Below are 13,030 nucleotides of genomic sequence, written 5' to 3'. Positions count from 1 at the left end.
CCTATCTTCCTCCTGTTGAATAAAATAAAAGTTCTTCTTCTGTAGTTACGGCTGTTTCAAGCTCCTTAACAGGTTCACCGTCATAGAGCACGTAAACTCGGTTCGTGATGCCGGTGATTTCTGACAGTTCCGAGGATGCGTAAATGACACCCTTCCCTTGAGCTGCGAGTTGGGCAATCAGCTCAAAAATATCCCGTTTCGCTCCTACATCCACACCCTTTGTTGGCTCATCAAAAATATAAACGTCCGCATCGGCAATCAGCCATCTGCCAATCGCTACCTTCTGCTGGTTCCCCCCTGAGAGGTTTTCAACTTTAGCCATTTCCGATGAAGTCTTGATGCCGAGAGCTTTTATGTATTCCTGCGCTGTTTTCTTTTCAGCACGTTGGTTGATAAAGCTTAAAAACCTGGTGAATTTCTTGAGGTTGACCGCGGTAAGATTGGAAGTGACCGATTCTGCGACAAGGACCCCTTCCTTGCGCCTTTCTTCAGGCACCAAGGCCAAACCGCTTTTTACTGCAGCATGAGGACTCGTTAGGTTAAGGATTTTTCCTTTTAGCTTTACGGTCCCGCTCTTGGTTGGTCCCGCGCCAAACAGTGCTTTGCACAGCTCTGTCTTTCCTGCCCCGACCAGGCCGGCAAGCCCGACAATCTCCCCTGCTTTTACATGGAGGGAAGTATTTTTCACTTTATCTCCATCTGATAAGCCTTCGACCTCCAGAAGGGTTTCTCCGAATGTGCTGAACTTTGCTGGGAATTGGTCTTCCAGCTTCCGGCCGAGCATGTACTCAATCACTTGGTGGGTGTCGACCTCAGGAATATTCCTTTTTACCACCAGCTCGCCATTTCGCATAACCGTCAGCTCATCGCACAATTCAAAGATTTCCGGCATTCGATGGGAGATGAAGATGATGCCCACATTCCTTTTAGCCAGGTCCCTGACAATCCGGAACAATTCCGATGTTTCAGTATGACTGAGAGGAGCTGTTGGTTCATCAAGAATTAAAAAGGAGCATTCACTTGAAATTGCCCGGGCAATCAGGACAAGCTGCTTTTCGGCAAGCGTCAGTTCCCCGGCAAGCTTTTTTACAGGAATGTGAAGGTTCATGCTGGATAGGATCGACTCGGCCTTTTTGAAAAGCTGCTTCCAATTCATCCAGTGCTGTTGGCCCATCGCCTGCACCGTTTGGTTGAGCATGATATTTTCAGCCACTGTCAACGATGGGATGATGGCTGTATCAACCTCCTGGTAGACCGTCTGGATGCCGAGTTTTTGTGCATCAGCTGGTGTCCTGATTTCGACACTCTCGCCATCGAGCTGGATTTCCCCTGTGTAATGATCGTGGGCACCAGAAAGCACCTTCATTAACGTCGATTTTCCCGCTCCATTCGCGCCAATCAACGCCTGAATACTTCCTGTTGCCGTGTTGAAATCCACACCGTTCAGCGCTCGCACCCCCGGAAAGTCAATCGTGATGCTCTTCATCTCCAATCTCTTAACTGCCATTCCGGTTCCTCCTCCCTATCAATCTGCAAAGCAGACACTCTCTTCGATTTTGAGAGTGTCTGCCCGGTTTGATTTTGTTGGACTGGAAAAAATCGCAGAAAATTTCCAGTTCGCCAATAAATTTTGATTTTCGCCAATTAATCCCCTGAAATCGCCAATAAATATGTGAACGCCGCCAATAAAATTCGATTATCGCCAATTAATTTGTGAAAACCGCCAATATAATTCTCAACGTCTAAAACTCGGGGCACATTATGAAGAAATAACGTTACTTTTTATAATGCTCCTTCAATTTTTCCATCCAATCTTCCAAAAATGCATCAGACTTGCCCCAGCCTTCGATAATTTCAGCAAGATTCACCATGTTCACCGGATTTTTTGATTGCTGCAGCTTTTCCTGTGAAATCAGTGATGCTTCAAGGTCATATGTTGCTGGTGTTTCTTCGCCGGCCAGCTTTTTCGCCAGCAATCTCATATTCACTTCTCCGATAAGCTTAGGATCAACAGCGGCGGTGTATTTCCATGGGCTGCCTTCTCCCTGGATTTCCTGCAAGTCAGCATTGGAAACATCAATTCCGTAAATTTTGATTTCTTCTCGGCCAGCTTCCTTGATCGCACGAGCCGCGCCAATTGCAAAAGCGTCCCATGTTGCGAAGATCGCATCAATTTCTCCTTTTGGATGCTTGTTCAGCATAGCGGACACCGCGTTTTGCGTCTGGACGCTTGTATCTGCAGCCGCTACTCCAAATCTTTCAACCTCTTTGATTCCTGGATTCGCATTCAGGGTTTCCTGGTAAACTTTATTTCTTCTAACCATTGGCGGGAAGCCATCGACCCAGAGGTAGACGATATTCGCTTCTCCATTTTGGTCCTTCACAAGTTGTTCTAATGCCTGCGTTGCGAGTGCTTCATCATCCTGGGATGTAAGTGTGACTCCTTCTACCTGAGCCAAATCCGGATTTGAGTCGAAGGTCACGACGCTTTTGCCGTTATCAACTAATTTCTTTACGTCCTCTACCGTTGCTGCATCATCACCATGGGAAATGATGAAACCATCATAGTCCTGCTGAAGCCCCTGATTAATCGCGTCATGGAATTTGGCTGTATCTCCATTCGCCGTGAAGACATCTACCTTGAAGCCAAGCGCTTCACCCTCAGCCTTCGCTCCGGCTAAAAATTGCGCAGTATGGTCATCTCCGCCAATCTTGCGAATGACTTTAATTTTGACTTCCTCACCTTTGGCAAATCGCTCCGGTACTCCTTCCACCGGACCGCTAGCCGTCTTTGTATCTCCTCCGCCACAGCCTGTCAGCAGCAATGCGGAAGCAACTGCACCTAAAAATACTTTTTTAATTCCTTTTTTCATCTGACTTTCCCCCTTTGATTGATCTGCTTGGTTAACTAAAATAAAAAAACCTCTCCAGAAAAGAGAGGTTTCAAACGCAGTAGAATACAAAGGTCGGATTCCTCTCTTATCTTTCAAAACAAATGATTGTTTTGCAGGATTTAGCACCAATTCCAGTTGGAACGGTTGCTGGGCGTCATAGGGCCAGTCCCTCTGCCACTCTTGATAAGAGAATTTCTTTATTAAGTTAATGTTGCAAATCGATAAATTTTACTTTAAACTCCTATACTCATATTGTCAATAATATTATGAAAATTTAATTTTATTATTTTTCAGTACCCAGAAAAAAAGGAAGACCCTAATTCGGAATCTTCCTTTTTTGATTATTCCTTGCCTGCCGCGGTCATCCATTCAAACTGGCGGAGCTTCACTTCGTACAGTGTCAATGGGTCGCGGTAAAGCTCTGGGTTGATTCTCATTTTTTCAAGTTCGATCTTTCCGAATTCGATTTCGGCCTTGGCTTCTTCTACTGCTTCTTCAAGAACGTTGAATGGGTCTTTGAAGAACAGGTTCACATCGCGTTCAATCGATTTTTCAAAAATCTCGAATTGCTGCAGAAATCTTTTCGCAATGGTTACGCCGATTTCATAATAATCTTCCGTCTCGAGATAGGTTTTGTATCTGTTATAAAGCATCGCATTGTTTTGCGGCAGCACAGCAAGAAGCTTGCCAGCACTTTTTAGGAAGAACTGCTGTGGCGTCGAGCGGTTCATGATGTTGACCTTTTCATAGTGGACACCGTTCGTCATCCGGTCTGCATCACGGCGCCAGTCATCAAGTACCCTGAAATCACAGTCGAGGCTGATCCGCTCATCCCCATAAATGGAGTTAAAGCCCTCAGCCATTTCATTCAAATAGTTTTGGCTTTGGTCAAATTCGTCCTTCGAAAGTTGAATCCAGCCTCTCAAATCATCATGGAATTTCGGCAATACGGTTCCATCGAGATATTCCTGTATTCTCTTATTCATTTCTTCGTCCATATCAGTATGGATCTTTCCGAAATCGCTCTCCTCCGTCACCAATTCAGAGCAACCTCGCAGTATTTCCGGTATCTTTTCAATGATTTCTGCACGGGTTTCATCCTTGATTTTACGGTATGACTTCTGGATGGATCGTGATTTTTCTTCTTCAATGTCTCCCAACTGGTTGATCGCGCCGTTAAGCTTACCCACCATTTCTTCATTCCAGCTGTTTGATTCTATATGGTTATTCTCGATTTCAATTCGCTTATCGAGCAAATACGTGATGGCCCTTCTGACGAAGAACTGAAGTTTTGCGGTGCGTTCCTGCTCGAAGTCGACTGTGCTTCTGTTTGTCCTAATGAAATCAGAGAAATCTTTTAGCTGCTTGCCTTTATCGTAGTTAGATGAGAAAGCAAACATTTTTGAGTCAGGATAGTATTGGCTGATTTCAGCCCATGTTTGGTCAAAGACATCTATTGCCTCCTGCTGACTGTATATCACATCTATTTTGTTCAGCAGGAAGTGTATAGTCAGATCCGGGAAGTACTCTGAAATTTTCGAGAGGATTTCCCTTTCTTTTTCCGTAAAAGGATCATTCGCATTGAGCACGAAAAGCATACTATCAGCAAATCTCAAGTAATTGTACAACGGGTGCTTGTCATAGTTATTGCTATTGACTCCTGGTGTATCAATCAGTGCAAGTTCATGGTCGCGCAGGAATGGGAACTCTGCCTTGAAATCAATGATTGTTTCATTCTTGTGCGTCTGACGGCGTATTCCTGCAGATTCCTTGAAGTCCTCGAGATCCGTGATTTGGCGGACATCCGTATCCGTGATTTCAAGGATTTCTGGATTCTCTTCATTCTGGAAACGGATGACAGCAGCAGTTGGTGACGTGATCAGTTCTTCCCCAACAATGGTATTGACGAAGGAAGACTTCCCGCTACCTGATAAACCGGCAATCAACAGGTTATGGAGATTGGATTCTTGCAGCTCCTGGACCATCCACTTAATCTTGTTGCCAACCTCTATCTCATGGTTTTCTGCCCATTCAATGATTCTTTTGAATAGCTGCATGCTATCCCCGTAGCCATCATGGTACTCGCGCGAATTCAGCACGATATTTTCAGCATCGTGAATTGCGGACGAGGTGATGCTTCCTGGAAATACCTCATTCCACGCAATGATAGAAGATGCGGATACAAGGCTGTTAGCGGGACTTGTGATTTTCAGCCAATTTGTAAGCAATTCAGGGATCAATGGGGAAATTTCCTTGATTAATCGATCTCCGTTAATCAACTCGAAATATGTGTCCTGATAGACCGCTGACAAGTGGGTCCAGCCATCTTTTCTATTGCCATCCATTCCGCTGAACAATTGGTTGAATTCCCTTAGCCATGTCATGTATGAACTTTGATCCTTGTAGCTTTCCCAAAGGGATACAGCCAGTTGCTCAAACCGGCTTCTGTCCACCTGGAAAAGAACAGATAATGCTTCGTTAAAATAATCCGGTGCGAACTGTACTGTATGCCCCTGCTCTACATATTGATTCAAGACGTCGAACCACTTAGGCGAACCCGTACGAACACCTTCATTGACTGCCAGCTCGACTTCATTTCCCCAGTCTTGATGCTCTTCAAAGAAAGCGCGGGCAATCTCCGTTACGCCAGGGTAATCTGGATCAAGCGCCACTGATTTCTTGATGACAGCAACCGCTTTATCTAGCTTGCCCTGCTCTATGTAGAGCGATAAGAGCTGAAGGCCGCTTTCAATCCTGAGAATATTGCTTTCCGTTTCAATCGACAGGTATAGCTCTTCCGCGGAAGTAAGCAGACCCAGTTCAAGGAATGCATCGCCCATGTTCTTTTTCGCCCAAGGCTCGAATTCATTTGTAATGTTCTCCCACTTAAAAATCGCAGCTTCATAATCTTTATTGTTAAAATATACCTCTCCCTGAGCAAAACGGAGATTCGACAAATCGGGCATATCAATCTTTTGCTCTTCAAGGAAAAGCTCCCCGAGTACTTGAATCGGATGTGTCCTGTTTCCTGATTCCATATAAGTTTCAAAATACGACTTTTTGATTAATTGCTCTTCAAATGTCATGACTTTCCTCCGACCTTTTCATAATATCAATCCAAAAAAAGAGCCTTCAGACTCCTTCAGGCATAAAAAATTTGTTTTAGCTAACTGTTCTTTTTCCCTTTTGCGGCTAGCCCTCAAACCTTATCATTGTATTCTATCAAACTATTTTTCATTCAAGATTTCAGCCAGCTTTCAGTTTTGCTACAAGCACTGCAAAGTTTGTAACCTTTTTAATAAACAATCCATTTATTTGCCAGTTATCGTCGAAACATGTCGCTACCTATAGCTTTCGAACTATATCCAGGATTTATGGGGAATCAATGAAGTTTGTCACACCGCGTATAGGGCAAAATCATTATAATGGAGGTATCTAGACGACCGAAAAAAGGAGATTATTATGCTGATCTTGAAACTTTTGGGTACTCCCTTAGAACATATTAAATCCGAACATATCAAAAACAAATCTGTCATGAGGAACAACAAAACGCTGGCTGCAATCAGGGAAACAGGTAATAAAGTTGAATTCCAGATTGATCCCTATCTTGACCTCGAGGAATTTCAATTTTTACGGGATATGATCATGGAGCTCAGCTACGGAAACGAAGCCGCCATCGATGAAAGAGGCTGCCAGCTGGGTTATCTGGAGAACGGTGAGAAGGCGTTTTTGATTAAGAATTGGGAAGAGTGGAAGTTATTCTTGATGAAAGCCAAGCTAAGGACACTTGAAGGCCAGAACGTGCAGGCTTTAAATCCAGAAGGCGAAGAACTTGGATCCGGCCTTCTCGCTGAGTATGAAATCGCTGAAAACCCGTTCCGAATCACGAGCTGCACCTTGATCACCCTTTTCGGGGAAAGGAAGTTCGAAGGAGAAAATATTAAGATTGTGCCGACTAACCAGTTTAGCTAAGAAAAGCGCAAGCGCCTTGTCCAGCCCCGACAAATGATCCTTAACTAAAGAAGAGCAGCGGAATTCCGCTGCTTCTTCATTTTTCTTTATTCAATTCATCAATCAACTGCTTTGTCCGTTTCGCATTCCCTTCCGCGAAGTTTTCAAGACGTTCTTTCAGCTCCGGATCGTCATGGACTCGTTCAGCCGTTATTAAATAAGTACGCATCAAATCTTCTTCAATCTCAACGGAATTTTCAATTACTTCCTCAATTGATTCTTTTTTGCTATCGTGATGAAAAGGATGGGAATCCATTCTCTTAATCCTCCCCTTAAGCTCCTTTTTTAGGAGTACTTTCCAAATTACAAATTGAAAAGAGCTCTCCTTTTATCATCGCCACTAGCTTATTTTTTATACTCTGCCTTCTTCCAGATGAAGAAGGCTGTTGTTGCCAGGACAGTAGAAATAAGTGCGACAATCACCGCTCCATATACACGTTCATCTTCCTGGCCATAATAGCCCTCTATCGCATTGGATAGAGCGAAAACATTCACGGCAAGGAACAAGAAAATCGAGAAAAATGCTGCTCTTTTTTTATCCATGCCTTACTTCCCTCCCTACTGCGAATACCTTGCCATCCTTGATTTCAAGAAGGATTTTCGGAAGCTCGCGCTGCGGCGGTCCTGCCATCGGCTGGCCGCTGTCTACATTGAAATAACCTTTGTGGCAAGGGCACAGCAAAACATTTTCCTTGTGCTCATAAAAGACTGGGCATTGAAGGTGGGTACATTTATTATTGTACGCGACAAATTTGTCCTCCGGTGTCCTCACCAAAATAGCCGGTTCATTTTTTGTCGGGTAGTTGAAGTTTCTTGATTCCCCGATTGCCAGGTCTTTGATATCCGTGATTTCTACTCGCTTAACTTCACCGTTTTCATCGCGCAGGAATGTGAAGATCCCAAATGGAGTCGTCGCAAGTCCGATGGCGACTGTGGCTCCAAACGAAGCTTTCAAAAACGCTCTTCTATTCAAATGGACATCGTCTTTCCTGTTCAGATTATCAATCAGCTTGATCATATCTTTATCATCTTCATGATGGGTCTGCTTTTTATCATCACTCATAGTCAAATCCTCCTGTTCCTAGAGCTAAAACTTAGCATCGATTTTTTCTGCCAGGTTTAGATATTCCTTGAATAGCGGGGTGTTTTCCGTCGCAATCGCAGGTGTGTCACTATTCTCATCAGCTTCCTGGATCGGCAGCTGTCCCAGCAATTCCGTACCTAGCTGTGCTGCCAGCTCCTCGCCGCCGCCTTTTCCAAAAATGAAATATTTCTGATCGCTGTCCTCTGGCTTGAAATATGACATATTTTCGACCACACCAATGACTTCATGCTTGCTTTTAATCGCCATCGATCCAGCCCGCTCCGCTACGAATGAAGCGGCCTTATGCGGAGTAGTCACAACGATTTCCTTGCTCTGGGGAATCATCAGGTGCATATCAAGAGCGACATCTCCCGTTCCAGGAGGCATATCAAGAATGAAATAATCCATTTCTCCCCACATCACATCGTCGGTAAAATGCTGAATCATTTTGCCCAGCATTGGTCCGCGCCAGACGATTGGTTCGTTGTCCTTTACAAGGAAACCCATGGACATTACCTTGATGCCGTGAGCCTCAACCGGAATGATTTTGCCGTTGAACGTTTTTGGTTTTGAATCTATATTAAGTATTTTCGGTACGCTGAATCCATATATATCAAGGTCGATGATTGCAACAGACTTGCCAAGCTTCTGGAGCGCAAGCGCAAGATTCACTGATAAAGAAGACTTACCCACTCCGCCTTTTCCGCTTGTCACCGCCAGTACATTTCCTTTTAACATTTAAAAAGCACCTCTTTTTTGGTTGGTTTTTTATTCCCTACCTTATCTAAAATTGGTTGAAACCAAACTGGAAAAAATCGCTTTGAATTTCCAGTTCGCCAATATAATTTCATTTTCGCCAATAAAGTTGTGAAGTCCGCCAATAAAATCAGATTATCGCCAATAAACCTGTGAACTCCGCCAATAAAATCGTTTTTTCGCCAATATCACTAAAATCGATTCAAAAACAGAGCCGGCCCTAATGAACTTAGCGCTCTTTTCCGGCCGGCTGCATTAAATTATGATTGAGAATCTGTATAAACCCCGAAAAATTCAGGTACGTAATCCCATTTATTGCCCTCTTGCGGCTTTTTGCCTTCAACGAGGTTCATCTGGGTACGTTTTCTGCGCAATTGCTGCATTTCATCGAAGTCGATGAAGCGGATTGCATCGCTCGGGCAGACAGATGCACACATTGGCGCAATATCATGACGCGTTCTGTCATAGCACATATCGCATTTGTACATCTTATTCGTTTCAAAATCGAACTTCGGAATTCCGAACGGACAGCCGAATGTACAGTTGCGGCATCCTATACATTTTTCTTCCATCGCTGATAGCACGACGCCCTCATCCGTGATTTGGATCGCGTTTGCCGGGCAGACACGCGCACATGCCGGGTCTTTACATTGCATGCACAGCATCGGGAAGGTCTGTCGTGATTCGGTAAAGTCAACATATTCTACATAGTTGCGTTCTTTAGCGTCATGGTCGCCGCACTCTCGGCAGGCTGCCTGGCAGGCACGGCATCCAATACAGCGTTCAAATTCAAGGTACATAATTTTATTCATAACAGCCGTTCCTCCTATTTAGTCAGCTTTTCGAGCTTTACAGCACAGACTTTGAATTCTGGCATCCTTGAGAATGGATCCAGTGCCGGGCTGGTCAATTGGTTGACTGCCAGCTTTTTGCCCCAGTGGTAAGGGACGAACATTGTATCTTTACGGATTGCTTTTGTTATTTTTACCGGAGCGACCATGTCGCCTCGCGGAGTTGTAAGTTTCACTCTTTCACCGTTCTCGATCTGGTACTGGCTTGCAAGTTCAGGATGCATTTCGACGAATGGCTCAGGGCATTGCTCCATCAGGAAGTCAACACGTCTTGTCTGGTTGCCTGATAGATAGTGGAATACGACGCGGCCAGTTGTCAGCCATAATGGGAATTCCTTAGATTGAACTTCTGCAGGTCCTCTGAAATCGCAAACTGCAAGATTTGCTTTTCCGTCTTCCGTAGCAAAACGTTCCTGGAACACAGAAGGCGTTCCCTTGTGATTCTCTGCTGGAGCCGGCCAGAACACGCCGTCCTGTTCATCGATTTTTTCGTAAGTCACTCCGTAGTAGTCAGCCTTGCCGCCTTTTGAAGCGTGGCGAAGCTCGTCAAAGATCTCTCTTGGTTCGCTGTAATCAAAGAACTTTCCTTTTCCAAGGCGGTCAGCGATTAGCTTCATGATTTCCCAGTCAGGCTTCGATTCTCCAAGAGGCTCAACTACTTTGCGGATCCTGATGACGCGGCCTTCGATATTCGTTGTCGTACCTTCGTCTTCAGCCCAAGTCGTTGCCGGAAGAACTACATCTGCAAGCTCCGCTGTTTCTGACATGAAGAAGTCATTTACGACAAGAAAGTCAAGCTTCTCTAGTGAATCCTGGACATAGTTGATATTTGGTGATGAAACAACTGGATTCGAGCAGATGACATGCAATGCACGGATCGTCTTGTTCTGCATCAAATGGAACATTTCGTATGCGGAAACGCCTTCCTTCGGCATTTCTTCCGGCTTGATGCCCCATACTCCAGCAACGTGCTCGACATCTTTAGGGTTAGCGATTTTTCGGTATCCAGGAAGAGCATCTGCTTTCTGGCCGTGTTCGCGTCCGCCCTGGCCATTGCCCTGACCGGTAAAAGTCGCAACGCCAGAAGCAAATTTGCCGATTTGGCCTCTCAATAAAGCCATTGATGTATAAAGACTTACGTTGTCAACACCAGCAGTCTGTTGTTCTGCACCGCGTGCGAACATAACGACTGATCGTGGTGATTTTCCGAAGATGTGCGCAGCCTTGATGATCTTCTCCACTGCGACACCTGTAAGTTTCGATGTATATTCAGGTGTGAATTTCGCCGTCATTTCTTTTAATTCCTCAAAATTGTTGCAGCGATCCTGCACATATTGGTGATCAACATAATCATATTTGATCAGAAGGTGCATGATGCCGTTTGCTAAAGCAGCGTCTGTTCCTGGAAGCAGGTCCAGGTGTACGTCAGCCACACGTGCAGTAGCGGTTTCACGAGGATCGGCTACGATGAATTTCGCTCCTTTGTCCTTCGCCTTCCAGAACCACTGGATACTTGTTGGATGGCACTCTGCTGTGTTAGAGCCTGCCATGAAGAAAGTATCCGTATGCTCCAGCTCTGTCCAAGGAAGCGTAGATCCACGGTCCATCCCAAGTGTTTTGTTAAAACCGCCGGCAGCAGAGCTCATGCAGTATCGGCCGTTATAGTCAATGTAACGAGTGCCAAGGCCTACACGGGCGTACTTTCCAACAAGGTAGCACTTCTCATTTGTCATGGAAACGCCGCCGTAAACGCCGATTGCGTCCTTGCCGTAATTTTCCTGGATGCCTTTGTATTTGCTTTCAATCAAATCGAGCGCTTCATCCCAGGTTGCTTCGACGAACTTGCCATTCTTTTTGATCAACGGAGTTTTGATGCGGTCCGGATGGTCGATTGTCTGATAGGCTGTAACACCTTTAGGACACATCTTTCCTCTTGTTAAAACCCAGTCATAACGAGGTTCGACACCAACAACCTTATTGTTTTTTTCATCGACGCGTATGTGCATCCCGCACTGCATCCCGCAGTAGCAGCAATGGGTTGTGACTAGCTTTTCCCCTTTGCGGATTTGGTTCTTTACGCCTTCTTTAACGAGAAACTGGCTCATCGATTTTTTCCTCCTTTGAATCCTGGTCAAGTCCGTAAAACTCTTCTGAACGCTTCTTGCTGAAGCCTGATATGTGAATTCCGTTATTTGTGCTTACTGGTCCGTATGGGTTGCCCTGCGGTGCTTCAAGATTCATTTGTTTCAATGCTCTCATCCTGCGGCGGCAGCCCGTGCAGTAGTCTGATAGGTAAGTGCCATCTGCAAGCTGCAGGTCGAAATTCTGGCTTTTTAAAATTGCCTGGACATCCGCAATCTGGTCGTCATTGCTGTATGGCTGTCCGCAGCTTTTACATGATTTCGTATCCACTTTGACCACCTCTTGATAACTCATTGGTACAGCTGTAGCCAGCGGCCTGATCGGAACGTGGAACAGTTTTCCGAATGGGAAGTACATGAGCATGATAATGACTGTTACCTGGTGGATCAGGGACATATAATGGTGCATCCATCCATCCAGGAAAGTGTACATGATTGTCAGGATCAAACCTGTAACTGTTACTGACAATAAAATGATCAATGGTAAAATATCGAACTCGAATCGTTGGGTTACTTTTACATCATAATCAGTGATGCGTCGGTAGAGGGCCATCCCTGCTCCAATTAACACCATGATGGCACCAATATTCAGGCCGTTATAGACGATTTCAGCGAAAAGGCCGTGTGCTGCCATCGTGATGGTCGGCATATCGAACACGATGATCTGGTATGTTTCCGGGTCAATCAGGTCGAAACGCATCCATCCGAATGTAAGCCCGAATGTGATCGCGAAGGAGATGATGCAGCCCCATGAAATCATGAAATGCTGGATGCCGCGGTATATTCCGCGCTGGAAAATGAATTTTTGTAAAATAATGTTGTCAATTAATGTTTTGATTAGTGCTTTGGAATTTCGTTTCAGTCTTTCTTTATTAAAAAGGTTATCAACACTTCGCTTCGCCACTCTGTTCGTGGCTTTGCGCCACATCCAAAAGCTCACCCTGATTGTCAGCCCGATCGCAAAGACCGCAGATGAGATGGCATATCCCAGAAGCGCCATATCGATATGGACAAACTTCGAAGTCGAATACCACATTGAGAAAAATAATAGAAGCACAACGACAAAGGAATACATGCTTGTTTTGGAGTAAAAGGATTTCTCGAATTTGTACAACTTTGCTACCTCCCTGTAAATCGTTCCCGATTTCAAAAATCATCTTATCATGGAAAAAAAGTCAAAATAGAGGCAAAATGTAAACACTTTGTGAATAGTGAAAAATTGATTTGATAATGTTTATAGCCCTATCCTGCATGGTGAACCTTACTTATCTAAATCTTAAGGGAGGCAGATTA

The 13,030-nt window shown here is 44.8% G+C and carries 11 protein-coding genes and 1 riboswitch; of the genes, 1 reads left to right on the top strand and 10 read right to left on the bottom strand.

The genetic code is table 11. The annotated features are described in order from the left end of the window. Position 1 precedes the first annotated feature (1 nt). The 3 genes from DYI25_RS20450 to DYI25_RS20440 form a co-directional block, all read right to left on the bottom strand. Complete coding sequence (locus DYI25_RS20450; protein WP_213372349.1) at positions 2-1,507, bottom strand: sugar ABC transporter ATP-binding protein; 1,506 nt, start codon at positions 1,505-1,507, stop codon at positions 2-4. Positions 1,508-1,775: 268 nt separating this feature from the next. Beyond that, positions 1,776-2,873, bottom strand: a complete 1,098-nt coding sequence (locus tag DYI25_RS20445; protein ID WP_213372348.1) for a sugar ABC transporter substrate-binding protein — start codon at positions 2,871-2,873, stop codon at positions 1,776-1,778. 103 nt (positions 2,874-2,976) lie between these two features. Then, positions 2,977-3,084, bottom strand: a riboswitch (SAM riboswitch). Between the two features lie 151 nt (positions 3,085-3,235). After that, positions 3,236-5,980 carry a dynamin family protein gene (locus DYI25_RS20440; RefSeq protein ID WP_213372346.1) on the bottom strand — a complete coding sequence of 915 codons (2,745 nt, stop codon included), beginning with the start codon at positions 5,978-5,980 and terminating at the stop codon, positions 3,236-3,238. Positions 5,981-6,356: 376 nt separating this feature from the next. Between DYI25_RS20440 and DYI25_RS20435 the strand changes: the two genes are divergently transcribed. Beyond that, on the top strand, positions 6,357-6,866 hold the full coding sequence (locus DYI25_RS20435) for a hypothetical protein (RefSeq protein ID WP_213372344.1): 510 nt from the start codon (positions 6,357-6,359) through the stop codon (positions 6,864-6,866). 76 nt (positions 6,867-6,942) lie between these two features. Here the strand turns inward: DYI25_RS20435 and DYI25_RS20430 are convergent, their stop codons facing one another. The 7 genes from DYI25_RS20430 to DYI25_RS20400 all read right to left on the bottom strand — a co-directional run bounded on the left by DYI25_RS20430 (position 6,943) and on the right by DYI25_RS20400 (position 12,851). Beyond that, entirely contained in the window at positions 6,943-7,161 is a 219-nt protein-coding gene (locus tag DYI25_RS20430) for a hypothetical protein (RefSeq protein WP_213372342.1), read from the bottom strand. An 89-nt stretch (positions 7,162-7,250) separates the two neighbouring features. Then, positions 7,251-7,448 (bottom strand): hypothetical protein, encoded by a 198-nt coding sequence (locus DYI25_RS20425; protein ID WP_213372340.1) that lies wholly within the window; start codon positions 7,446-7,448, stop codon positions 7,251-7,253. Next, positions 7,441-7,968 (bottom strand): Rieske 2Fe-2S domain-containing protein, encoded by a 528-nt coding sequence (locus DYI25_RS20420; RefSeq protein WP_213372338.1) that lies wholly within the window; start codon positions 7,966-7,968, stop codon positions 7,441-7,443. The genes DYI25_RS20425 and DYI25_RS20420 overlap by 8 nt, the downstream gene beginning before the upstream one ends. 24 nt (positions 7,969-7,992) lie before the next feature. Beyond that, positions 7,993-8,727, bottom strand: coding sequence for an Mrp/NBP35 family ATP-binding protein (locus DYI25_RS20415; RefSeq protein WP_213372336.1), 735 nt, complete (start codon positions 8,725-8,727; stop codon positions 7,993-7,995). Between the two features lie 278 nt (positions 8,728-9,005). Then, complete coding sequence (locus DYI25_RS20410) at positions 9,006-9,557, bottom strand: 4Fe-4S dicluster domain-containing protein (protein ID WP_023625614.1); 552 nt, start codon at positions 9,555-9,557, stop codon at positions 9,006-9,008. A gap of 14 nt (positions 9,558-9,571) precedes the next feature. Next, positions 9,572-11,701: a formate dehydrogenase subunit alpha gene (gene fdhF / locus DYI25_RS20405; protein WP_213372334.1), complete on the bottom strand. Its 2,130-nt coding sequence runs from the start codon at positions 11,699-11,701 to the stop codon at positions 9,572-9,574. Beyond that, positions 11,682-12,851, bottom strand: a complete 1,170-nt coding sequence (locus DYI25_RS20400) for an MFS transporter (RefSeq protein ID WP_249745565.1) — start codon at positions 12,849-12,851, stop codon at positions 11,682-11,684. The genes fdhF and DYI25_RS20400 overlap by 20 nt, the downstream gene beginning before the upstream one ends. Positions 12,852-13,030 lie beyond the last annotated feature (179 nt).

Origin of the sequence: Mesobacillus boroniphilus (genome assembly GCF_018424685.1) — a bacterium.
GTDB classification, from domain to species: domain Bacteria; phylum Bacillota; class Bacilli; order Bacillales; family Cytobacillaceae; genus Mesobacillus; species Mesobacillus boroniphilus_A.
This window is presented reverse-complemented; position numbering and strand designations above follow the sequence as displayed.

Coding starts and splice junctions, on each gene's coding strand:
- DYI25_RS20410 (WP_023625614.1), bottom strand. CDS start 9,557: ATGAATAAAATTATGTACCTTGAATTTGAACGCTGTATTGGATGCCGT.
- DYI25_RS20415 (WP_213372336.1), bottom strand. CDS start 8,727: ATGTTAAAAGGAAATGTACTGGCGGTGACAAGCGGAAAAGGCGGAGTG.
- DYI25_RS20445 (WP_213372348.1), bottom strand. CDS start 2,873: ATGAAAAAAGGAATTAAAAAAGTATTTTTAGGTGCAGTTGCTTCCGCA.
- DYI25_RS20430 (WP_213372342.1), bottom strand. CDS start 7,161: ATGGATTCCCATCCTTTTCATCACGATAGCAAAAAAGAATCAATTGAG.
- DYI25_RS20425 (WP_213372340.1), bottom strand. CDS start 7,448: ATGGATAAAAAAAGAGCAGCATTTTTCTCGATTTTCTTGTTCCTTGCC.
- DYI25_RS20420 (WP_213372338.1), bottom strand. CDS start 7,968: ATGAGTGATGATAAAAAGCAGACCCATCATGAAGATGATAAAGATATG.
- DYI25_RS20440 (WP_213372346.1), bottom strand. CDS start 5,980: ATGACATTTGAAGAGCAATTAATCAAAAAGTCGTATTTTGAAACTTAT.
- DYI25_RS20435 (WP_213372344.1), top strand. CDS start 6,357: ATGCTGATCTTGAAACTTTTGGGTACTCCCTTAGAACATATTAAATCC.
- fdhF (WP_213372334.1), bottom strand. CDS start 11,701: ATGAGCCAGTTTCTCGTTAAAGAAGGCGTAAAGAACCAAATCCGCAAA.
- DYI25_RS20450 (WP_213372349.1), bottom strand. CDS start 1,507: ATGGCAGTTAAGAGATTGGAGATGAAGAGCATCACGATTGACTTTCCG.